We start from the raw sequence: 24,966 nt of genomic DNA on the forward strand, positions 1-24,966 counted from the left end.
AAAGTTCCTTAGCGGTTCTTCATGGGGCGGGGAACGTCGGCCTTCTCGAAGGCTTGGGACATATTGGCATAGCACGTTTTCATGGTCGCTTTCGGATCGTAACCGGGCTGCGACCAGACCTGGCCGCTTACTTCGCAACTAACGTCACCGCGGTAGCCTCCTTGCTGCAATAGCGTCAGTAAGTGGGCATAGTCAATGCGGCCGCCTGCACCGGGCAACACGAAGCGGGTTCCCTTCTCAGTGGGAACCACATCCTTGACTGCCACGTGCGCGATCCAAGGCAACGCCTCTTTGACGGTGCTTTCTAGCGTCATGTCACGCAGGTCATAGTGCGAATAGTCGTAACAGATCTTGAGCCTTTCAGGCTGGCCCAGCGACTTGATAATCCATACGGCTTCGTCCGGACGGCTGACCGTGCTGCCTCGGTGCGGCTTGAAGGCAATGGTCAAATCGACGCTGTCGGCAACTTTCACCCATTCAGCAAGCTCATCGGCATATTGCCGTAATATTCCCTTGGATGTCATCGAGCCATGTAGCACTGTTTGCATCAAGGGGGGATTCTTAGGAGACAGGTCGTGAGCTAATTCGGCCACACGTTTGATCCGTTCCAGTCGGACGCTTAAATTCTCCCCCGGTTTTTGTACAGACAGGTTCTCCATGAGCGAGGTCAGTTTCAGCGGGCTCTTCTCCAGTTTCTCTCGAAGTAACTTGCGACGACTTGTGTCGACCTTAGCCGGGTCCAGGTCCCAATCGGGCCAGATGGTAAACTCGATAGAATCGAAGCCGGTGCCTGCGATCAGATCGATCGCCTGTTCCGAAGTAAAAGACTTGAGCCCATAGGTGCCGTAACCGAGTGTCATCGTGGAGGCGGGCGCAGCGGCGATTAGTGACTTGGCTAACGGAGTTAGCATGCCAGCCGCCAGTGTGCTGGTCAGGAATTCACGTCGATTCATCATGGCTCTTTTCAATTCAGGAGGGGATCGTCACTGAAACGAATGGGAAGTCTGTTACTTAGGCACGCCGTCAGACATGAGATAGGAGAATAGGTCTCGCACATCATCCATTTCCATCCCTTTCAGCAGATCTTCGGGCATCAGCGATGTGGAAAGTGTTTTCATTTCCTCAATTTCTTCGCGCCGTAGATGCAGGTCGTTTTCGCGTGTCCGAACCGTTAGCACGCGGTCGTTCTCCTCGGTGACACACCCCGATACGACTCGTCCGTCTTCAAGCAGGATGATACTTGTCCGATAGTCGGCTGGTACGGTGGCATTAGGATCAACGATGTTTAACAGGAGGTAGTCGAGGCTCTTACGCTGCGCACCGGTCAGATCAGGAGCGACGTTCCGACCTTCATTGAACAGCTTGTGGCACGCAGAACATTTCTCTAGGAACAACTGGCGACCGTGCTTGGAATCGGCGTCGTGCAAGTAATCTGATCGGAGCGATTTTTTTAGCGCGGCAATTTGTTGACGACGCTCTTGCGATGTCGAACCAATCGACCCCCAAGTTTTGATGATTCGTTCCCGGAACTTCTTGTCAGGCAAGGCCGCGATCTGGACCGCTTGCTGAGGGGAAATCTCACGAGACGAAATCTTGCCTGCCTCGACCGCATCCAGCAGAAGCGAGGCGGAACGGGCACGAGCAATCAGGGCATCGATACACAGCCGTTTCTCGTCTCGCGAGAAGTGAGGGTACTTTGCCAGTAGCAGTGAGACGAGGTTCTCATCATCCACGCTGGCCGATGCTAATAACGCCGATGACAAGAGCTGTTCTTCGTTGATCAATTGCATCAAATGTCCAGCCAGGTTAGCTGGATGCCGCGCCACCAATCCTGCCAAGGTATCTTCTCGCAGGGCTTGGTCCACTTCGGGGTCATGTACCTGCTGTCCAACCGATTCAACCAAGGACTCATCTCCCAGGATAAGCGCCGTCGTAATCGTGCCCTGACGTATCCGGCCATCGTTACTCTGGGTCCAATGTGCGAGCATTTGCTGCTGTGAGTCTTTGAGTTGGACACGCGGTCGATTACGCACGATCGACTCATTCAGTCCCGTCAGCAGGTCTAGCAAATGGTCGGTCGATTTCGCTTTTTTCAGGCTGTCCAGTAATCGATTGAGAGCTTGCGGAGATTCTTCGATGTCGTCAGCTACGCGGCGTGCGATGAATCGACGCAGCCGGGATGGAATCGGCAACTCGGCCAGTCGCAAGGCCTGCGGGGCGTCGTCGGCAACGGCAGGTTCCAGGGCGTACCATATGAGCCGTTCGAGGTTGGCTTCGCTAGCGGCTTCACGATTTGTCGCCAATGCCGCAAGTATTGCCCATCGCTTTGAAGCTGGCAGACGTTGCGCCGCCGAAGCCAGCTCTCGCCGCACGAGCCACGTCGATTCCGTTTGGGCCAACGCGGCCAGCGGAATTACAAGCTCTGCATTCGCCTCAGGACGATCGCTCAGCAGGCGAACGGACCAGGCACGTACGTGTGCGTTATCGCTCTGCAATTGCTCTAGCAGCCACTCCGGCTCCGCTCCCTCGGTGACATACAGCGTCCAGATGGCTCGAAGTTGGTGCCGGACGTCTCTCGCAGTGGAATACATTTCTCGCAACTGCTGGTGGGCTTGCTGCATGGGTTCGCCCTTGACGCTGCGTTCCTGCAGCAATTGGCGGCTTTGCCGGACAAACCACTGGTTCGAATGCTTCTGTAATGCGACGAGTTCCGAGTTCGTCATCGCTGCGAGATTTACGGTAATCTGCTGCGGATCTCCCCAGGTAACTTTGTAAATACGACCGCTCGTGCGATGGATTCCATCTCGGTCATGGCACTCCCCCAGGTCGGACCAATCGGTAACGAAAATGTCGCCATCAGGTCCATATTCCATCGACACGGCACGAAACCAGAAGTCGTCGCTTTTGAGAAAGTCATGCTCATGCTGCGCAATCGAACGGCCGGCCTGATCGGTCATGATCCGGTCCAAGTTGATACGGCGGCCGTGGATATTGCTCATTAGCGCTGTGCCGCGATACTTTTGGGGCCAACGGTCGCCGAGATAAATCATTAAATCGCAGTGCGCGTGTCCACCACCAAATGCATCGTTGCCATAGCCGACTCTTTCAGCTTTCTCGCCACGGTGAAAATCCCAATGCAAATGATCACAGGCCGAGCCCATCAATTCGTATGTATAGGGGTTCGGGTGCTCGTCCAACCCTATACGACGTGTGTACCGAGCACCAGGAATCAAGTTCCAGAAGTGATCGACTACACTGCTGCTGAAGAAAGCTTCGCCGTAATCGTCAAAATCGAGTCCCCAGGGGTTCACCGTCCCATCGGCAACGACTTCAAATGTCTTGTGCTTCGGATGAAAACGCCAAATGCAACAACTAAGCGGTACACGCTCGCGGGCTTTCTGTCCTTGCACACCGACCAGCGAGGGCTGCTTGATTCCATGCCGCCCGTACAGCCATCCATCGGGGCCCCAGGTAAGTCCATTGACGGAGTTATGCTCGGCCTTGAGTGTGAAGCCCTCCAGTCTTACTTCGGGAGGCCCGTCTGGAACATCATCTCCGTCATGGTCGGGAATGAAGGAAACATATGGCGGCGCGGCGATCCATACCCCACCGAAGCCAAGGGCAAGCCCGAACAAGCGGTTCAGGCCATCTTTAAAGATCTTGCGGGTTTCAAGTGTGCCGTCTCCATCCCGGTCTTCAAAGATCAGAATTCGATCGCGTCGTTCGTCGGTAAAGTTCGAGCCGTCGTACGAGTAGCTTTCAGCCACCCAAAGACGCCCCCGGGTATCGAAGGCCATCGCAATCGGCTGGCGAACATCGGGTTCCGCCGCAGCTAGTATTACCTGAAAACCATCGGGTACACGAAGCAAGTTCAGCGATTGCTGAGGGGAGGGAGGTTGTTGTTCCGCGGCCTGAGTATTCTTCGGCTGCCAGTTCTCCTCTGCCTGGCTTCCCGAGATAAAGAGCGTTCCACACACCAAGCAAAAGGCAATCATCCTCAATGGTCGCCAATACTGCCGAGACACGCGTGGCTTGGGGGTAGTCCTCGCACACTTCGATGTAGGGTGATACGTATTCATTCGTCCCGAACTCTGATATTTCGTATGCGGATCTACTTCTGCAGAGGTTTCGCGATAAGGAAGTTGGGGTGTGTACGGCATTGCCTCGGTTCTGGCGAAGGGGAAGACCAGTCGACCACGGCATTTTCAGATCACTCCAGGTGGGCTAGAGCGGAGTGGTCTCAATATATTGATCCGCCAGACTCAATGCAAATTTTTTGATCAAATTACGCAAAAAATCATGCAAGACAATTCAAGGGGGTCGAAAACGGAATAATTGGAGGGAGTTTGAATTCACTGATCATAGTCGTATGGATAAGAGCAGAATTTTCGTTCAAATAAAGTCATCTCCATAGCAATTCCTTGATTGCTTACGCAAGGAATACATGGTTGTACGCAGGATTTATGCTGTGGGATAGCGGAATCGGTTTGTTTCCAGGGATTGACATTGATTTAGGCTAATGCAAATTTTGCGTTTCATTTGCGTTGATTTCGGTTAGGATGATATGCGTTGGCTTCTCCGTCAGATGAGACCGTTGGGGGATCTATGGAGGAGTCGATCGTATTTCGTACAGCGAAGGCCATTTGATGAAGGTAACCATGCGGGAACTCGCCGAAGCGGCGAATGTCTCGATCAGCACGGTCAGCCGGGTCTTTAAAGGGGATCCGACGATCAGCGCCAAGCGGGCTGAACAGATTCGCGCTCTGGCCGAAAGTATGAACTATCGACGACCACAGGGGGCTGTGGGAGAAGGTCTCGGCGGAATCCTGCGGGGCCGAACGATTGGGCTCATGTCGTTGGGGATGGACCGCCGGCTACTCTCGATTCCTGCCGTCTCGCGGGCAATTAATGGGGTCGAAGCAGGACTGTCCGATGCCGGAGCACATGTTCTGTTGCGGCATTTTCCCCAACTTGCTCCGCCGACATCCGCCAAGCTTTCGCAAACTCTGGATGGGGTGATTCTGCTAGGCTCCTTGCAGGGAGAAGAGATCGGACGTGAGCAAAACGATTTGATGAAGCGTCTGAGAGGCTTGCCTTCGGTATGGCTTTTGGGGAAGCCGCTGGGATGCTGGGGAGACTCCGTTTGTTCCAATTCTTATCACGTGGGAGCTTGGGCCGCGGAATACCTGATCAAGCGTGGGCATCAACGCTTAGCGGTTCTCAACCCTAAACCGGATCACCAGCAATTCATGGTTCGCGAGGACGGCTTCGTCGCCCATGGTCAGCGTCTTGGAGCAAGCGTCATTTGTTTGAGCGAAGCCCCTGACAAAGGCTGGCAATTGCCAATGCAGCCTCCCACGGATGTCTCGGACGTGATGCACTTGGTCGACCAACTCCTGGAAATGAAGCCCCGTCCCACGGCGGTGTTCGCCGCTGCCGATAGCGTGGCCACGCTCGTTTACCGTGCTTTGGCAACCCGAGGTTTGCAAGTAGGCAAAGACATCAGCGTGATCTCCGCCAACAATGACGAGCCCTTGATTGCCGGACTGCATCCAGGCCTAACCACGTTCGACATTCATGCCGAGCAGATTGGCCGGGTGGCTGTGCAGCAGTTGGCCTGCCGCATGGCGCAACCCGTTGGCATGCCTGATGTCGAGATTCAACTGGAGGCGTCACTCGTGGAACGAGAGTCCGTGGTGAAACTTTGAGAACGGTTCGTTTGATTGTGCAAGAGAAAGAACATCCTGTAAGATCGGCCTGTTGAAACCTGTCATCAACCACGCATTACTTACCCTCGCGGTTCTTTGCGTCAGACGATAAACCCCCGGCGATGCTTTGATCAAACCGACTTCTTGTTGGGGGCGGGAAGTATCGCATATGCCAAGCTCCTCTGTTCACTTCAACCGGCTGGAAAAGAAAAGATGAATCGCACGTACCTAGTTGTCGCAGTCTTGATGGGCTCTCTCGTGTTCGGAATTGGTCAAGCCCGAGCGACTGAACCCGTTCCCGTGATCTTCGATACCGACATCTCTGGCGACGTCGATGACGTGTTGGCCCTTGCCATGCTGCATGCGTTAGCCGATCGAAACGAGTGCGATATTAAGGCCGTCACTATCTCCAAGGTGAATCCGCTGACAGCACCGTTTGTCGACGCGGTGAACACGTTCTATGGTCGCGGTCAGATTCCCATTGGTGTCACTCACGACGCTCAAAAGCGGGAAAGCAAGTATCTTTCACTCGTGAAAACGAAAGATGAGGGTGAATTGCGTTACCCGCACGATTTGCTCTCCAGTGATGATGCACCCGATGCGGTGACCATCTTGCGAAAGACCCTCGCCGCGGCAGAAGACAAGTCTTTAGTGTTGATCCAAGTGGGGCTGGCCGCCAACCTGGCCGACCTGGTCGAATCTCCCGCAGATGAAATTAGCCCTCTAACGGGCAAAGAGCTCATTCGTCAGAAGGTTCGCTTGACCTCGGTCATGGCGGGCGCATTCTCGCCGGTCAACGGCAATGCCCATTACCTGGAAGCGAACGTTAAAAATGGGATTGGCTCGATGCAGCGTTTTGCAGAGAAGTGGCCGCACGATTCGCCTGTGGTGTGGAGCGATTTTCTGATCGGGATCGCCGCGCCCTATCCGCGAGAAAGCGTGGCCCGAGACTTCAATTACGTGCCGCACCATATTGTGCGTCAAGCCTATCTCCTGCACAGTGGCCCCAATCATGACCGGCCAACCTGGGATTTGACCAGCGTGCTCTACGCCGTGCGACCAGAAGATTGCCACTTCGGGCTTTCGGAGCCGGGGCTCGTTTCGGTAGATGACGACGGTTTCACCAGATTTCAACCGCAGGTCGACGGACGCGATCGCTACTTGACCATGGACAAAGATCAGGCCATTCGCGTCATCGAGACGCAGCGCTGCCTCGTCAGCCAACCGCCGCTCGCCAAGTAGCATCCAGGCAAGCGGTCGCGTTTGCCTACGCGTTCAGTAACTCGTGTACAATCTTCGCCGGCTGTCCGTCGGTCAGCGTCTGATCCCGTTCGCTCCTTCGGAAGGTCAGCTTGTCATGTTCCAGACCGAACAGATGGAGCAGCGTGGCGTGATAGTCGAAGTGATTGACTACCCCTTCAACCGCGTGATGTCCCCACTCATCGGTTTTACCGTGGACGTAGCCTCCGCGGAAACCGCCCCCGGCGACCCACATGCTAAACCCGTAGGTATTATGATCGCGGCCAATCTTATCGGGGCCTGCGTCATTCTGAACGACCGGCAATCGCCCCATTTCGCCCCCCCAGTGAACCACTGTCTCGTCCAGCAATCCCCGTTGTTTCAAGTCGGCGACTAAGGCGGCTGACGGCTGGTCGACCTTCTTACAGGCATTGGGCAGCAACGTCGTGATACGACCATGGCTATCCCATAACTGATTCGCGGTGTAAACCTGGACGAAGCGAACGCCCCGCTCAATCAAGCGTCGCGCGATCAAACAGCGACTGCCGTAGTCGGCCGTCTCCTTTTGATCGATCCCGTACATTTTTTTCGTTGTTTCGGTCTCTTGCGACAGGTCAAGTGCCTCGGTCGCCGCCAACTGCATCTTGGCGGCCAACTGATAGCTGGCCATCCGGGCCTGAAGGTCGGAGACGTCCGCAAACTGCCGGACGTGTTGTGAGTTCAGCTGCTCCAGGTATTCCAGCGATTTCTGCTGCGCAATTCCCTTCAGATGAGCCGGCGGCGTAAGATCCAGGATTCGCGGTTCGGTCGGCCGAATGACCGTTCCCTGGTAGATCGACGGCAACCAGCCATTCGACCAGTTCTCGACTCCCAGCACCGGCAGTTGTCCTGGATCGATCAACGCAACGAATGCCGGCAGGTTGTTGGCCTCCGATCCCAGTCCGTAGGTCATCCAACTTCCCAGCGTCGGCCGACCGCCTGTGATGCGGCCTCCCTGCAACGCCCGAATCGATTGACCGTGATTGTTCACGCCCGTTTTCATCGAGCGAATCAGGCAGATGTCGTCCGCCACCGTTTGCAGGTGGGGCAGCAACTCCGAAAGTTCCATTCCACATTGTCCGCTGGGAGAGAACTTCCAGGGAGACGCGAACACCTTGGAACTGGCCTGGGCCTTGTTGTCTTGTTTCAGTTCGCCCGGGAATTCCTTCCCGTCGTACTTTTTCATTTCCGGCTTGGGATCGAACAAGTCGTGATGGCTTGGCCCTCCCTGCATCCAGAGCGAGATCATTGCCTTGGCTCGCGGCGGCTTTGCCGGAACTTTCGGCGTTGTGTCAAACACCTGCGGTCCGATCGGCGGCTTCGCTTGTTCGGCGGCCCAGGCTTCCTGCTGCTGCATCCAGGAGAAAGCCAACGAGCCCAGACTCATCGCGCTGGTCGCCATAAAGTGGCGGCGACTGCTGACGGCAAGATCGTGGTATGAAGTCATGCTCTTTCTTCCTGTTACTGGACGTACAAAAACTCGTTGGAGCTAAGCAGCACCTGACACAACACGGCAAACGCCTCCTCGTCGGCGGAGCGGGCCGGTAGCTTTTCCCCATTCGCCTGGTAGGCCGCTTGCGTCTTTAAACTTTCCGCGACCGACTGGACAAATGCTTGGGCGTCGGCCAACTCTTGCTCTTCGATCGCGCGGCAATAGATCTTTCGCCAGGCCGACTCAATTCTTTTCGCCGGATCGTCGGGAAACTCGTGCGAAAGATGGGTTGCCACTTTCCGAGATCGGTCGATCAGCTCGACGCTGTTGAGCATCAGCAATGACTGGGTGGCGTTGGTCGAAGGTCGGCGCTGATCGCAATTGGGACTCATCGCCGGCTGGTCGAACGTCTCCATCATGCTCAAGGGGCGGCTACGTCGGACCTGAATATAAACACTCCGCCGCAGATCTTCCCCCTTCATATCCACCACCGCGCCAGGTCGCCCAGCATTGGTGTTTTCTTCGCCAACTACGATCCGGCCGATGGTATCCGGCATTACAGGAACCGGTGGGCCGAATTGTTTCGTGTTCAACTCGCCAGAGATCGTCAGCAGGCTGTCGCGTATTGTCTCGGCGTCGAGTCGTCGCAGTCGGGCACCCCCGTACCATTGATTGTCGGGGTCCTCGGCTTGCAGTGCCGCATCGTTGCGTATTGCCTGTCGCCACGCGTTGGAGGTTAAGATTAGCAGGTGCATATGCTTCAAGTCCCAACCGCTCTTGATAAACTCGTCGGCCAACCAATCCAGCAGTTCGGGATGCGTCGGAGGATCGCCCAATGCTCCGAAGTCGGTTGGCGTTGTAACCAGGCCGACGCCAAAGTGATGCATCCAGACTCGATTCATAATCGCTCGGGCCGTCAATGGATGCTTCGGGTCGGTAAGATAGTCGGCCAGGGCCAGTCGTCTGCCGGAGGTTGGCAGGCTAGATGATGAAACCGCAATCTCTGGAAGTCCCGATACCTGACGGACGATCGTCAAACCGGCCGGCGTCAGCTCTTGTTTCGGTTGGGCGTAATCGCCTCGATAGAAAAGTCGAGTGGTCGGGATCTGTCCCGGTGTCTCGGTCAGCGCTCGTACGTACTCTTGTTTCGGCTTCTTGGCGCGAACGTCTGTTGCCTCCTCTTGCATCTTCTTCAGTTCGTCGGCCGCTTTCTGGTTGTAGAGATAGAGCGAACCAGCGGATACGTTGAGATTCGGATGCTTACGGAAGATCTCTTTTTGCTCCGCCGTCCGTTTCTTGGCATCTACGGCGAATCCGGTTCGAGCCAATTCGTGAATTTCGGATGGCAACTTTGCCAGTTGCTCTTCAAAGGTTGTTTGGATGAACTCGTTCCGTTTCTCGATAACGGCGGCGTCAATGACTTTCGCCTCTACTTCGATCTCAGCGGCCGCCTTGCGGTCGGCGTCGGTATAAAGCGAGACGAGACGCTGATTGGGGTTCTTCCATTTTTGCCAGTCGAACGCCGGATCAAAGACCGCACGGAAACGATAATAATCGGCCTGCGAAATAGGATCGTAGCGATGATCGTGGCACTGGGCGCACGACAAGGTGATCGACATTAGCGAAGAGGAGACGATATGAATCGTATCGGCGATCGTGTCGTTCCTTGCTTGCTGAGCGTCGTCAACAGCGCCGCCAGTTCCGTCGGGGGCCATTCGCAGAAAGCCGGTCGCCGCCAGCAGTTCGATGTCTTCGGGAGAGAGATCATTCATGGGTGATGAAACTAACTCGTCTCCGGCCAGTTGTTCACGAATGAACTGGTCGAACGGCATCCCGTCGTTGAATGCTCGAATCACGTAGTCGCGATAACGCCAGGCGTGCGGGCGCTCGGCGTCGACGTCGCTATACCCTTCGCTGTCGGCATAGCCAGCGACGTCCAACCAGTGTCGTCCCCAACGTTCGCCGTAGTGCGGCGAGGTGAGCAGTTTGTCGACCAGCTTGTTCCATGCTGCCGGATCTTCGCTTGCCCGCAACTCTGAAGACCATGGCAACTCTGGCGGGAGTCCCAACAGGTCGAGTGACAGCCGGCGGACCAACTGATCTGGCGTGGCAGGCTCATTGAATTGATGGCCGTGTTCTTCCAACTTCGCCAACAAAAAGGCGTCGATCGGATTGGCAACGGCGGCGGCATTCTTCACCTGTGGAACTTCCGGCCGTTTAATGGGCTGGTAGGCCCAGTGTGCCCGCTCTTCTTCGGAGATCAGATATTCGTCTCCCAGCGACTCTGGCTCAGGACGAGCAGTCTTGGCACCGGCACCGATCCAACGTTTGACCTTCGCAAGTTCTTCGGTCGAGAGCTGTTTGCTGGCGTCAGGCGGCATCTCGTGAGATTCGAGTCGTTGGTAGATCAGACTCTCATCCGGCTTACCGGCGACAATCGCTGAGCCGGAATCGCCCCCTTCAACCATCCATCGCACCAAGCGAAGATCGAGACCACCTTCGACGGTCTCTTCCTCGCCATGGCAATGAAAACAATGCTTCTTGAAAATGCCGCGGACGTCGGTCTCGAAATGGGCCTTGTCCTGGCCATAGCAGTTTGCAACGAAAGCAAGCAATAATGCGGCGGCGATTCCACGAGACATCATATTTACCTGAAATTGCCTGGTGGGTGTTGTCGGAGGAAATTGCGAGAGAATCGCAGGCGGGAATTTGGCGTGGCCTTTAGTATACTGCGATCGGCCGGAGAGAGCTAACCCCAAAAAAGTCTTTGCCTTCGCGTTGTTGAGTAACGTGAACTCTGGGCTGGCATTGCCTGAATTGTTTGAGCCGTCGTCGATGCACGGCGATACCTTACACGTTCAGCACGTCTTCTTGGTCGCCAAACCTCTGCTTGAGTTCTCTTGCTCGGCTTTCGTGAATAGGGGGGGCTTTCACGGTGGCACGATTTGAGCATGCGATCTATGCGTCCCGATCAATTCTCGGGGTGTCTTCTGGGAGATTGGTGGGGGGTGTAACATGTTTAACTGGAACGGCTTAAGTTCTCAGGGGCGTGGTGTTATTTTGCTCGGCCATGGGGATATGAATTGAGGCAATATCCCAGAGGTGAATGGGATGCATGGGAGAGCGAAAATCGTGCTCCTCTGATTTTGAATTGCCAGTCTTGATGTAGGCTTCGAGTTTGCAAGAGGCAGAAGTAGAAAAGCACTCTTGTGCGATTAAGCTTCCGGTCTTTTGTTACTTCGCAACACACTGCGAGGTGAAGTTGTAGGTCAGCAGCCGAACTGGAAATGCTGCCGACAATACCTTCGTGGTTTTCGCGGATCGCCCGAGTGAGATCGGGGGGGGCACGGACGGAATATTCTCGAAATAAACCCATCTTTCTACGACATTCCATTTGCGCGCACTGGGTTGCGAATACTCTGGCACGGTAATTAATATTTGAATTGCGTGTTTTGAGAAATTATCTCGCAAAGGCTTGTGTGAATCGCTTAAGGATTGCTCTTATGTACCGTGGCCGTCGAAACAGAACCCGAGTATCGTCGTTGTTTGCTGAGTCTTTGGAAGTCCGGGAGATGCTCGCTTCGGACGTTGGCTTGGCCGCTTCGGATTCGCAAGCGTTCTGGGACGAAACGGAAAACACATGTTTGCTGATCGGGGCTTTGGAAGGGGAGTCTACTGTCACTCTTGCCAGTTCTTTCACCTCGGCCACGAAAGAACTATGGGTAGCGCCAAACATTGATAGCCGGTCACTGGGCGATTGGCGCATTACTCCCAACGGCAACGCCAGGTTTTTGTTTGGTGTCCCGGTCGATCTTCAGAGCGTAACCGGTGCTGTGGTGGTCGCGGTTGCCAATTCAACGACCTCCACAGCCTACGATCTCAGTGTGTCGGCAGCGTCCAGTAGCGAGTCATATGAAACTGCCGAGACGCAATTCAGCGGAGTGGGGCCGATCACCACGACACAAAACGAGCTAATCGAAATCGATATCTCGTCGATGATTCCAGCAAGTGTCGAAGCTGGGGTGGATAGTCTCTCGATTACGTTCTCGCCGACTCAACTCGCATCACTTCGAATTGTGGGCCTGCGATTCTTTTATGAAGGTTCCACGCAGCCTACAGTCGATTCGGTAAATGGTTTGACGGGCGGAACGATCAACGGCGGGATCGACGTTCAAGGTGGAATCAGTATCAATGGATCGACTGTGATCGACTCTTCCGGGCAGTTTGTCGGTCCCCTCGCTCTGAATTGGGCGGATCTGACCAATATTCCCGGGGACCTGGCCGATGGCGATGACGACACCACCTACACCGCAGGCAGTGGGATTCTATTGAACGGTACCGAATTCTCACTTGACCAGGCCTTGGTCGAAGCATTGATCGCGCAAGGCGCGTTTACAACAGAAGCTGAGGTCGTCGCTGCCATTGAAGGACTCTTTCTTCCGACGACGGGAGGATCCGTAGGAGAACTTGAAGTCACCGGACAGCTTCAAGCACAAACCATCAAGCTAGGCAGTACCACGAGCCCTGCGGACGCCAGTACCGTCGGAACGATTGCGTACGATCTGAATCTCGGCAAGCTCATCGTTTCCAATGGAACCGAGTGGGTGCCGTTAGCGTTGGACGTAGATCCCGGCTACAGCCCAATTCGCTTCGGCACGACTTATCCAGGCTCGGTCAATTTGGTATACGGCAACTTTCAGACGGTAAAGTACGATGAACCACTCACTTCGCCGGTTGTCGTTGCCACGATCGATGAGACGATGGATGATAACGGAGGGGCAACGGTACGGTTGCGAAGAAACTTCAACAGCCAGTTCTCGGTCCGAACGAATGAAGCAACTGACGGTCTGCAGTGGATGGCCGTGGATGAAGGAATTCACGAGATCGACGGAAAGATGATTCAGGCCGGAAGTTTCAGTGGCTCCGTTTCCGGTAGCAACACAATCTCGTTTAATGCCACGTTCGATCAGCCTCCCATCATCTTTCTAATGATTGACGAGTCAGTCGACGATGTAGGAGCTGCTTACAACATCCGCGTGATCGGAACGCCTCAGACCAATCAATTCGACGTCTGGATTAACGCCGCCGCCGATAATGTGCATTGGATTGCCATGGAGCCTGGTGAATACGTGACCCAAGATGCTCACTGGTATGTCGGTAGCCAATCTGTCGGGTCGACGACAGGAACGATCGCGTTTCCCACGACGTTTTCCACTCTCCCAGGTGTCGTGACGACGATGCGCGATACCAACAATAGCGGAGGTACTTGGAATCGACTGACGGAAGTCACGCCGACAACCTTCTCGTACCGGATCAACACTTCTGGTACCGAGTTTTTGAACTATATCGCGTTTGAATCGATTTAGGATCCTGGACCTTTCTGGCATTAGTGCACCTTGCGCCCTGCGGATCAGCGGGGCGGTCATCCTCCACAGGATCTCTCATGAGAACGTTAAAGCGAAAACGACATCGATTGCGGGGCTGGCAGTCGCTAGAGCCACGGCTCGTGTTGACGACCTACTTTGTAAACGTCGCGAACGATATCGACTTCGGTGATAATCAGTACACGACGGCCGCGGGGAACGCTGCAGCTGACGGGCTTACGGCTGCCACGCCAGTAGATTCGCTGGCGACCTTGCTAGGCAAAGGAATCGCCTTTCAGCCAGGGGACCAGGTATTTATCGATACCGGTGCGTACAAAGCGGATCATGACCTGGTATTCACCGCGGCCCACACTGGATTGACGTTGCAGGGTCCTACGGACGTCGGCAAGGTCGCCACGTTGCAAAGGACAGGCGTCAGCTCTTTCCAAGATGCCGTACTAAAAATCGATGGTGCCGATAATCTGACGATCAGTCACGTTGTCGTCACAGGCGGAGGTATCGGTGTGCTGCTAAGCGGCGATACGATCGGCGATGGGATCACGCTGATGCACAATCAACTGCACGGCAATGGCTACGGCATTTACGGCGCGACTACGGAAGGAATCACCGATCTCGAGATCAGGCAGAACGAGATTTTCGATAACGATGCCGGCATCGCATTGTTCGCTCAGTTGACCAGTTCCGTACTTATTTCCGGAAATACGGTAAGCGGCCATCTCAGCGATGTCTATCCAGGCGATGGGATTGGTGTCAGCCTGGAATTGGATGGTGCCGAGGTAACCGGCAATCAATTCACGAACAATCGAATCGGTATCACGGCAAGTGCGTCGCTCGGAGCAACTCAGATCGTCGTATCGGCCAACCAGGTTTCCGATAACCAGGTGGGGATTCAAGCGTTCGGCGGAACTCAGGTGATTGGAAACGAGATCTACGGTCACCGATCGCCCCAGGCAGGAGGCATGGGCATCCAAACGGCTGAAGGGCCCACGGTTGAAGACAACTCGATCTACGACAACGACATTGGCATTCAAAACTATCCCGGCTTCGAACCGACTCGCTATACGATCAACAGCAACTCGATTTTCGCGAACGGAACGGGTATTGCCGGGAGCGACTTTGGTGATATTGTTCTCAATCGGATCTACGGAAATGAAGCTGGCGTACGCTTTACGCATTATGCTTCCGTGACTTCTGGTGGTTCCGTTAACAACAATTTGATCTACGACAACGAGGTCGTTGGCATCGACCTGCGTGATGCGACCGATTTTACGAAGGTTTCGTTTAATACCTTTTACGAGCCAGTGGCCGACGCTGTTTGGATGAGCGATATCCTGAGCCCCAATGGTATCGTGCAAAGTAACTTGATTTCGATCGGTTCCGGGACTGGCATTCTGTTCGAGACCACCTCCGAGGATCTCAGCGCGGACCCATCTTCGTGGAAGTTTCAGCAAAGCGAGGGCAATCTTTTTCATGTGTTCAACGGCGGAAGTGTCGGAACGTGGAATGCGATCGCCTATGTAACCTTGGCGGCCTGGCAAGTGGAAACCGGACTTGATACGGCATCCTTCGAGGGTGATCCGCTTTATCGAGACGTCGACGGTGCCGATGATCTTTTGGGCTACGATCAGGATCTTTCGGTCGACGGCGGTTTGGATGACGACTTCGGATTGATGGCCGGCTCGCCAGCGATCGATAAAGGTTACGGCACGGCTCCTGCTATGGACTTCAACGGTATCAATCGTTTCGACGAGCCAGAAGTCGGTAACGATGTTTGGGGGGGCTTTGCAGAGCAAGTGCTAGGGGAGAGTGGTATTTCGGCTGGGGGAGGAATCGCTCAGAACTGGAATGCGGATGATCAAGCCTGGACGCTCGTGCTGCCGTTCAGTTTCGATCTGGCAGGAATCGACTACGGCGAAGTTCAGGTTTCATCCAACGGACTGCTTCATTTTGCTGGACAATCCGATCCCGCCAGTGGCCAGAATGACCCCGCGGCGCTGACGACCAATGTGCGTATCGCTGCATTGTGGGATGATCTTTCAACTGCTGGTGTCGGCGATGACATCTACATTGATGTTTCCACGACCGATCAGGTTACCATTCGTTGGGACGCTACCCTCGTTGCGACGGGAGGTGACGTTCAATTCCAGGTTACGCTGACGGCCACGGGAGAAATCCGAATCGATTTTGGGACGGGAAACTCGCAACTTTCGCCAACCATTGGGATCGGTTACGGAACTGGCAGTTCTTTGCTGTCGATCTATGATGGCGCTGACGAACTATCGGAAGTCAATTCGGTAAGCTTGGTGCCTTTCAATTCCTTTGCCGATGTCGGTGCTATTGAGTTCCCTGGTAGTTTTTCGGATAGCTATCTTTCTATCTTCCTCAACAGCACGGCTGCTTCGGGTAATGTCGGTGATGCACGGAATGCCGGCAGTCAGCCTTCCATACCGACTTTGCATGAATGGCAAGATGTCGTCGCCGAACTGTGGATGGAAGTTGGCGAATTATTGCCTGATCAGCCATTGGATCTGACTGCGGAAATTCAGTCGTTTACGGATTGGTTTACAGACCCCGTTGTCGTCGATCATATGGGAAGCAGTCCCACGATTTCGACCGTTGTTAACGGAAGCCTGACAACGAGTACTGTGAATGTTTTCGACTTGGATCTATCTGGCTATGCTCAGGGCCAACAGGTACTTATCGCCAAGGTAAAGTTTTCGCCTGACGTTCAAGACCTTGTCGGTCTCCCCATGGCGAGCCTTACGGAGTATCCACATAGCGCCCCCGACAATGGATTTCAGCTACTTTCGTCGGCGATCAATGCATCGCAGGATCTCGGCGTTGTTTCAGAAATTGAAGGGGCCTTCATCCCTGTGGTCTACGATGCCAATGATGATGGAAAGATTGGCATCCAGGACTTCGCCGAATTCATTTCGGTATATGGTCGAATTCCCGACAGCCAAAACACTAAGGCGTATCGGTTTGATTACGACCAAAGTGGTAAGGTTGGGCTGTCCGACTTCTCGTTGTTGATCAGGAACTACGGGCGACGCAAGTCAACCGTGAATGTCGACATCATCCAACCGCCAATCGATTTCGGAGCGCAGACCGCTCCACTACAACTCTTGCTAGAAGGTGAACCTGTTCAGCGCGAAGCGGACGCCGAATTCTGGTATTCCTTGGCACCTGAACCAGTGGGCACCAACTCGCTGGATGACGTTCTAGGTCGAAACCCTGGAGCCGAGAAGCAGAATGTGGAACCAACGGTACAAACCGGTTCCCATATCACGTCGGAAGAGTCGACCCATTACCAACTCGATGTGCGATTAATCGACGCGGCATTTTCAGCCGAATACGAATCATTGACGCCTACAAGTCAGGAAGAGTCAGCATACGAGATGTTGCTCCTCGACTGGCTCCTATGACCAGCCAAATAGGTAGCAGTCATCGGGGCTCAAATCTCTTGCCTTTGCTCGGAGTATCTAATGCATTGAGGCAAGCGGGCTGAAAAGTTTGGCACGTGTTGATCATGCCAGGTCACCTCCAAGGTCCAAAGAGCACAACCTTGCCTATGCGAAAGGTGGCATGCCAATCGAACCAGCGCTTGCCAAAAGTCTTACCAGAAACGGCCAAAAGAAAAAGCCTCGCAAGTCGTTCATTTGCAAGGCTTTAGGAAGTCGGGGTGACACGATTTGAACGTGCGACCTCTGCGTCCCGAACGCAGAAAGTGATACCCATGGGAGAATTTACGTTGATGTAAGTGATTTTATGGAAGGGCTTTATGTCGCGAAAAAAATGATACCTTTGGGAGCGGCTCTGGTGATACCTTTTGCGATACCTTCGGTGATACCTTTGGGGCCAGTTTGGGACGAAAATTTGAACAGAATGGATCTCCGAAAGAGGCTTAAGAGCGAACTCCAACGTGATAGAGAGAGACCGCAAAGTTACTCAATGAATTGGCCTTGAAGAGGTAGCCAGGAAGATTCAGGTTGGATCTAGAAAAAATTCGTTAGTAAAGCAGGCTTTACTTGTCGCCGACGCTAGTAAAGTTTTTGGCGAGTTTCTTTACCAGTGCCCCTTAGTCATCTTTCCTGACCAGGGGCCTAAGAGGCAATAGCCGTCAAATTATTATGGCGTATCGACCAAGTCGAGGACTCTCATTTCTGAAGCTCAACGAATTTGTGCCGGAATTGCTAAAAGGTGGTTTTTAGATTCTTGAAGTTGGCCGACTTGGTTTACGTCCACCTTAGTCTTTCTGCACGTCTGGGTGAATGTAGCCCTTCGCAGTCTTCTCACGAAGTAAACGCTGATAATCTTGGGCTGCCGTCGTATTATCTGCGAATGTCTTCGTCCTGGATTGCCCCGATGTTCCGATTCGTCCAAAGCGAACCGTATATGAATTGCCGCTAAGCGTGATCTCCCAAAACTTCTGGGAATGATCGTCCTTGAGTTCGAGATACGACTGCTCTTTCGATATGGATGTGTCTTCGGCTACCGGAGTTTTTTCTAACCTTGCTAACTCCAGCTCTGAATGCTCGGACGCGTCATCTACCTCGACAGCCGTTGTCGGCTGTTCTTCATCGGTGATGTCGACCGATTCGCCTAGCTCCTTCTCATGACTCGCAAGCCACGGATCTTCCGCACCCGCCAGTATCTGCAAAAGGCGATCCAGCTCGCTTGCGGGATCAGCATACCAATCTTTCGCGAACACTTGTGTGATTCGCCAGCCGAAGTTTCGCAGTAGACGTGGGCGCATCATGTCGCGTTCCAGTAGGTCCGACTGTTCATAGTGTTCCAATGTGTCTAGAAGGACGCCCAGGCGATACGCTTCGTCTCCGGGACGGTGAATAGCCAAGTCGCACCGGAAATGAGAGTGTCCTACATCGGCATCGACGATGAAGCCTTTCTCTTTCAGTTTCGCCGAAATCGCTTCAGCCAATGTATTTTGCTGCCGTTTCGACTCCGAGGAGTCCATCCAGCGGGATAATCCTCGGAGAACGCTGTGCACAGTTGCGCTATCGCTGATCGAAGCGGCCTCGGCGTACCGCAAGTATTGTTTGAGGCAGTTCGCCCCATCGTTATAGTCGTTCGTGATCTCCGTATGTTTGATCGAACTAACGAGCGCCATGTGCTCTTTTGCCCGAGAGAATGCTACGTTCAGCCGCTTTTCCCCACCACTCTTGTTGATCGGACCAAAATTCATTCGCATTTTGCCGTGGCGGTCTTTGCCGTAGCAAACGCTGAGAATGATGACGTCGCGTTCGTCCCCTTGAATATTCTCCAAGTTCTTAACCAGCAGGCCGACGAATTGACCATCGTCATCTCGCTCATATTCCAACTCAAGTCGATTGGCAAACACTTTGTCTTCACCTGCTAATCGCAACAATGCGTCTTGAATCTCGCCTTGCTGGGCCTCCGAGAAGGCGACAACACCGATGGTCTTGCCCCCTGGATCACGAATCAACTCCCGGACCATATGAGCGATATAGTCAGCCTCAGAGGAATTACGGCGATTCTCATAAGTTGCGTGTGGTAGGTAGTGGTAGCTGACAGCCCGCTCCAATAATGCTTGCGATCCCTGAGATTTTGCCGAATCGCGAGCGACCTCAATTGATGGGCGAAGCTTATCTGAGATTTGTTCTTCTGGGACGGTGAGCAAGCGGCCATCATAGAACTTCCAATTGGAAAAGCTGATCAGTGACTCGCTTCGACTGCGGTAATGCCACCCCAGCATGGTAGAAGGAAGATTCTTCGCGGCGTGATTCAGGAAGCTGTCGCTTTCCAGGTCATACTGGACGAGTTCTCCTTCTTCTTCGATTAAAAGTTCCTCGTCGTCATCCTCACTGCGTTTGGTAGAAAAGAAGTCGGTTGGCGGAAGCTGCATTTCATCGCCAACCACGATGCACTGAGTTGCTCGGAAAATCGAAGGTATCGATTCTTCAAGCGTAAGCTGGCTCGCCTCATCAAAGATCACGATGTCAAAGTGATCCGTGTCCAGTGGTAGCGTGTCCGATACGCTCAGAGGGCTCATTAGCCAGACGGGTTTCAAATCTTTAACGACCTCACCAGAATCGCCTGATACGAGTTCGCGAATCGGCTTGTACCGCATCGACTTACCAAACTCGTGTTCTAGTTCTCGTCGACCGCGGCTATAAGTCTTTTTGCGTTCCTTTTCCACGGCACTAAGTTTGGCGGCAGGTTGTTCGCAAAGTCGAACGTTCTCGGAGAATCGCTCTTCGACGCTCCGCAGAATTTCCCTCGCATTGGATCCCAGCCAGCGATCATACTGCCGTTGTAATTCCAATGCGTGCTTGGCACGCTTGCCTCCATCAAACTGCTCCAACGAATCTGCTCGTCGATAGCAAAGCTCCACTGTATGGGCTATTGACGCCGCTTCTAACTGGGCGGGAGACAGGGGAGCGGTGCGTAGAGCGCGGCGGATCTCTCGTGGCAGTTCCAGAAGTTCCTCCAGTGCCTCAAGAAAGTCAGGTAGATCTTCGAGTGAATCGTCAGCACCCGCCAGCGCGTCACCTAGTTGGCTGAGTGGCAACATGTCCGCATCTTCCGCAAAGCGGCTCAGCTCGTGCTCTAGACCGACAAGCGACGCTTCCGCTGCAAAGACGCGATCGATAATTTGCTGAGCCTTGGGAGACTTGAGAATCGCCTGGTGGACTCGGGTTAGAGACGCAGGCAATGTCTTGAGATCTGCTTTGAGTTGATTGAGATCATTCAGGAACGACTCAATATTTGCTGGTGCACCGAAATCTTGCGATATCGAAGCGGCAAACTCTTGAGCTTGCCTTTGCAGCCCGTATTCTTCACGTAGTCCCTCCAGTACCTGACGCCAACTCGGTCGAACGACGTGCGAAGAAAAATCATACGCCTGGTTTAAGATTCCTCGCAGCCGCCACCATTGTGGGCTGAGCCAGGCGAGCCATTTCCCTTCAAAGCTCTGCGCTTGCTCGATCGCCGTTTCGACCTCTTCTTCCGGTAGTCGTTTGCGCCATGCTTTCGTCTTATTGGCAGCGTCAGAAACTTCCTTCAGCTTCTGGTTGAATTCATGGGTACGGCCTGCCCATCGCTGGGCAACTTCGGATTGTTCATCCAAGAGCGACACGAGCCCCAAGGAACTGGCAGGGTGAATTCTTCGGGCGTAGTCGACCAATTCCCTCGCAAGATTCAACGTTTCCCACTGACTAGCGGGTACGCCGGATTTGCCCAACTGCTGCACGAGCGACTCCCAATGGGGGCGTGCCTTTTCGATCGCGGATGTGACGATGTCGATAGGGTGTTCCTGACGAGCCATCTTTGGCGAAACAAGAAAGAGCGGATGCCGAGAAGCTATCGCATCGGACTGTACCCGAGTCAGTGCCTTGGTATAGCGATCGATTGCTACGCGTGAGCCTGACCATAGTGAATAGATCGGCAGAAGCCCCTTCGTGACCGAGGTATGGTCTGTTCGCTGATTTTGCAAGGCGATGCCGTGATCTAAGAGTTCGCGAAGCGACATACCAGCATCTTCGCGATGTGAGGTTATCGCATCATCGTACTTCTGCAAAGCCGATAGGTCGGAATCCATCCGGCGTAGTACGGTATCGCGACGGATAAGCCTTGTTCTGGAATGCTCCTCCTGAAGGAATCGCTCGTACGTTTCCTTTAAATCCATCACAAACTCTTTCTTGTCGGTTTGTGAATCATGAATCAGGCAGCAGAGAGACTTGAGACCACAATGCCGGAGTCGAGCGAACACCACGTCGATCGCGGCTCGCTTCTCGCAGACGAAGAGAACGCGTTTGCCGCGGGCCACATAGTCAGCGATCAAATTCGTAATGGTTTGCGACTTACCAGTGCCTGGAGGGCCTTGAATGATATAACTCTTTCCTGTTCGAGCTTCCTCGATGGCGGTCGCTTGTGTCGGATCGCAAGGGACCACGTCGAAACGATCTTCCAATGCAGGCGTCGGCGGCAACGTTCGCTGGGTCGTGCGGGGAGCCAATGAGAAGATTGACTCAAACGGGATACTCGCCGGCTGTTCTTCGGCCAGACTATCGTAATCGCGTACAAGCGACATCTTGCGATACTTGAAGTTTGCCAGGGTCACGCTACAGAGGTCAAATGTCCATGTGTAGGGATTGTCTTCTCCACCTTCGTGCAAACTGTAAAACGATTTCTCTTTTACTACCTCAGCCGGCGCATGAGGTTCGATAGCAAACGTCCGCGGCCGGGGCTTTTCTTCGATGATCGAACGCAGGTGAGTCTCAGGAGCCCGAACGCGATCGTTGTATAACTTGACTCCGAGCGGATGATAGTTGGCCGGATCATAGCTATAGTCGAGGTCTTGAAACTTACGAACTCCTCTTCCAGCCAACCGGGCTCGGCGGCGATATTGATCAAGGCGACGTTTCGCCCGCTCGTGGATCAGGGAAATTCGTGGTCGATCGACCTTCTTGAGCGTTACGGAAACGTCACTTGACTCAATCCTTTGGGCCAACAGAGAAAAGAACTCATCCAAACTGGTTTTCTTCAAATCAATCCGATCGGGCAATTCGATGTTGTATAACTGCTTGAATTGATGCCGGACGACCGGATTTATCTCGGCGTCGGATTCGAGCACTTCCAATTGGAACGTGTCTCGGATTCCCTTCTTCTTGCTCAACTGGACCGGCAGCAGTATGAATGGAGAATCATATTGCTCGATTGGTTTTTCCTTTAGATTTGCCCAATGCAGAAAGCAGACGACCAGTCGTAATTGTGCAAAGCCATATTCGGCTTGATCTCGCCGCGCCTCGGCAATCGTGCGATCCAGCAGGCTCGGTAAGTAGATCGCCTCGGAAAAGTTTAGATACTTGTTCAGGGAAACCGGTTTGCCACTAATGAATTCCCGCTGTGTTGCGTCGTTCCAGACCAAGATCTGATCGGGACGGACGTTCTTTACGTCAAACGAAAGAGGAACGGAGGCTTGGGTTAAATTGACGCTCTGCATCGTCGCTTTGAAGTGCAACAAACGATTTCGCCGAGTAAGATCGAACAGCCGTTCGCGCAATCGCGTCAGTACCACTGCTTGCTTCGTTCTAGAATCCTTCTCCTTTAAGCCTTCAATGCGCGCCAAATCGATTTCAAAGTCGACGCCTTGATCGCGGTAGTTTTCCAGGGTCGACAAGATAGCAGGTAAGTCTTGTGCTCGGCGGTGCCGATCGACCTCAGTCATCCTGACAATGGCCCGGGCCAGGACGGGATGCAGCGCAGGCTGAATCTGGAAGAGGTTGTCACGCGAGTGCGCGAATCGTTCCAGGTCATTTGGTTCAGAGAAGTCGAGCCCACATGCGAGGCTCGCCAGGATCATTCCCAGGCTAAAGATATCGGTTAATGGATCGTGGTGTTCGCATTCATGTTCCCAGGCAACGTAGCCTGGCAGAAATACAGGTCGGGTAATCTTTTCACCAGGTACACCTATCGATAGGTACGTCGTGCTTTCTTCCCCTTCGTCGATCGATGAGGATCGCCTAATCTCGTTGACAATTTCGACGCTCGAAGGATTCAGCGACTGAATTTGCTTGAGTTCGCTTGGGTTTCGTCGAAACGGAAGCCGCTTCGCCTCTTCAAACCAAATGCGGTTTCCCTCGACGTTCAAATCTTCAATGCCGACAAGCGGAGCGACGAGTTCGGCTGCGTGGGCTTCCAGGGTTTCGCGCACGAGTGGAAGAAAGGCCCCAAGAGCATCCTCGGTTGAGAACCCATCGGCGTCTAATCGTTGCGTAAGATAGGATTGAAATTTCATGGCTTCGGTGCGAACTCTTTCGCGGCATTTTCGACGATCTTGTTCTTTTCGCGATCAATGCGATCCAGTTGGTTTTTTCGCAACTTGAGTTCCTTCCTCACAATCTCAGTAAATCGAGATTGTATTCCCGCATGCTCTGCCAAAATCAGCGAGGCTGCCAGCGGGCATTCCTCCAAATCACGATCAACAGTTACAAAATCAAGCAGCACGTAGCAGTAATAATCAAGCAGTAGCTGATCATCTGTCTTCAGATCAGTCGCCAGCGCCTCGTCAGAGTGGCTTGCGGCTGGAGGGGCATACTCATCAAAAAAACGCCGGGAATGTCCTAGCATCACTTCCGTCTGCATCCAATTGGGAGCCAGTAATGAATCGACCATTCGTCGCGTCTTGACTTCAATGGTCCGTTGAGCAAGCAGGTCAAGTTCATTGAGTGCAGGCTGCCCTTGGATCATGTCAGTGATCTTCGTTTCGGCATCGACATCTCGGTTATGCCACAATTGGACAGCCCTGGCCCGAATATAGCTTTCCGGATGCGAAAGACTTTGCGACGGCCCAGACTCCCGCTCAAAGATCTCTGCGGCCTGCTTGAGGTAGCTTTCGGCGTTGACTGAATCCAATCCAGAAGAAATCTTTACTAGGGAAGAAACAACTACGTTTGGATCGTCTGTTACAAACAGAGAGCCACGGTCGCAAAAGATTTCGTTGTACAAGGAAAACAACCGCATGCTCTCCAAATGTGCCGGATGAGCTTTGCGATCGTTGGTCAGTGCGGCCAAGATTTGGTCGACGATCAGGAACTCACCGTCCCATTGCTGCCATAACAGAAGGTGGGAAAGCTCGTGAGCAAATACGGATAGCAACTCCTCGCGGCTCAGCTTCGATGATATAGGGCCAAACAGGATGATATGAGCCTCGCTGGGTAAATAGGCCAAACTGGCGTTCATCCCTTCTGCGTGCTGGGCCTGATAAATCGTCAGCGGCACGTCAAGATTTAGCCGAGATAGGGCGAGGTCGGCAATCTCGTACCAGTCAGGCTGCGAGTCGCGATCAATTCGATAGGTCGACTTAAGCAACTCGAACCGAATCGATTCTGCCTGGTCCTCCCGGACTCGGTGCGAGCAATACCAATTCCAAATCTCCGCCTCTTCCTCCATTAAATAGTCCCGTATCTGCCTGTGATACGGCAGCGGTTCCAATGGACGGAAAGATTCGTCAGACGTGTCACTCACGAGCATTCTCGATTACAAGACAGGAAAATAGATGCTTCATCTTATTGGGGAAGATGGGTTCTAATTTCCCTCACCGGGGTGGTTCACTCAAGACGCTGGTTAATAAATTAAGCGCCGCCGTTGGGTCGCCGACAAACGTAATTAAACTGCGGGCTGT

The 24,966-nt window shown here is 53.6% G+C and carries 10 protein-coding genes; 4 read left to right on the forward strand and 6 right to left on the reverse strand.

All coding sequences use genetic code 11. The annotated features are described in order from the left end of the window. Positions 1 to 8: 8 nt before the first annotated feature. Entirely contained in the window at positions 9 to 956 is a 948-nt protein-coding gene (locus C5Y96_RS02930) for a sugar phosphate isomerase/epimerase family protein (protein ID WP_105350040.1), read from the reverse strand. 51 nt (positions 957 to 1,007) lie between these two features. Further along, a complete protein-coding gene (locus C5Y96_RS02935) occupies positions 1,008 to 3,995 on the reverse strand; it encodes a PVC-type heme-binding CxxCH protein (protein WP_158261064.1) in 2,988 nt (995 codons plus the stop codon). A gap of 651 nt (positions 3,996 to 4,646) precedes the next feature. Between C5Y96_RS02935 and C5Y96_RS02940 the strand changes: the two genes are divergently transcribed. Continuing rightward, positions 4,647 to 5,708: a LacI family DNA-binding transcriptional regulator gene (locus C5Y96_RS02940; protein WP_105350042.1), complete on the forward strand. Its 1,062-nt coding sequence runs from the start codon at positions 4,647 to 4,649 to the stop codon at positions 5,706 to 5,708. A gap of 213 nt (positions 5,709 to 5,921) precedes the next feature. Beyond that, complete coding sequence (locus C5Y96_RS02945; RefSeq protein WP_105350043.1) at positions 5,922 to 6,950, forward strand: nucleoside hydrolase; 1,029 nt, start codon at positions 5,922 to 5,924, stop codon at positions 6,948 to 6,950. Positions 6,951 to 6,975: 25 nt separating this feature from the next. On the opposite strand, the gene C5Y96_RS02950 is transcribed toward C5Y96_RS02945, so the two are convergent. Together C5Y96_RS02950 and C5Y96_RS02955 are read right to left on the reverse strand one after the other, a co-directional pair. Further along, positions 6,976 to 8,433 carry a DUF1501 domain-containing protein gene (locus C5Y96_RS02950; RefSeq protein WP_105350044.1) on the reverse strand — a complete coding sequence of 486 codons (1,458 nt, stop codon included), beginning with the start codon at positions 8,431 to 8,433 and terminating at the stop codon, positions 6,976 to 6,978. 14 nt (positions 8,434 to 8,447) lie between these two features. Beyond that, positions 8,448 to 11,063 (reverse strand): PSD1 and planctomycete cytochrome C domain-containing protein, encoded by a 2,616-nt coding sequence (locus tag C5Y96_RS02955; protein ID WP_105350045.1) that lies wholly within the window; start codon positions 11,061 to 11,063, stop codon positions 8,448 to 8,450. Positions 11,064 to 11,990: 927 nt separating this feature from the next. Here C5Y96_RS02955 and C5Y96_RS02960 point away from each other — a divergent pair. After that, a complete protein-coding gene (locus tag C5Y96_RS02960; RefSeq protein WP_105350046.1) occupies positions 11,991 to 13,784 on the forward strand; it encodes a hypothetical protein in 1,794 nt (597 codons plus the stop codon). Between the two features lie 77 nt (positions 13,785 to 13,861). Beyond that, positions 13,862 to 17,227, forward strand: coding sequence for a right-handed parallel beta-helix repeat-containing protein (locus C5Y96_RS02965; RefSeq protein WP_146115494.1), 3,366 nt, complete (start codon positions 13,862 to 13,864; stop codon positions 17,225 to 17,227). An 821-nt stretch (positions 17,228 to 18,048) separates the two neighbouring features. On the opposite strand, the gene C5Y96_RS02970 is transcribed toward C5Y96_RS02965, so the two are convergent. Beyond that, a complete protein-coding gene (locus tag C5Y96_RS02970) occupies positions 18,049 to 23,580 on the reverse strand; it encodes an AAA domain-containing protein (RefSeq protein WP_105350048.1) in 5,532 nt (1,843 codons plus the stop codon). Then, positions 23,577 to 24,776 (reverse strand): M48 family metalloprotease, encoded by a 1,200-nt coding sequence (locus C5Y96_RS02975; RefSeq protein WP_158261065.1) that lies wholly within the window; start codon positions 24,774 to 24,776, stop codon positions 23,577 to 23,579. Before C5Y96_RS02975 ends, C5Y96_RS02970 begins: the two co-directional genes overlap by 4 nt. Between the last annotated feature and the right edge of the window lie 190 nt (positions 24,777 to 24,966).

It is taken from the genome of Blastopirellula marina, from assembly GCF_002967715.1.
Taxonomy (GTDB): domain Bacteria; phylum Planctomycetota; class Planctomycetia; order Pirellulales; family Pirellulaceae; genus Bremerella; species Bremerella marina_B.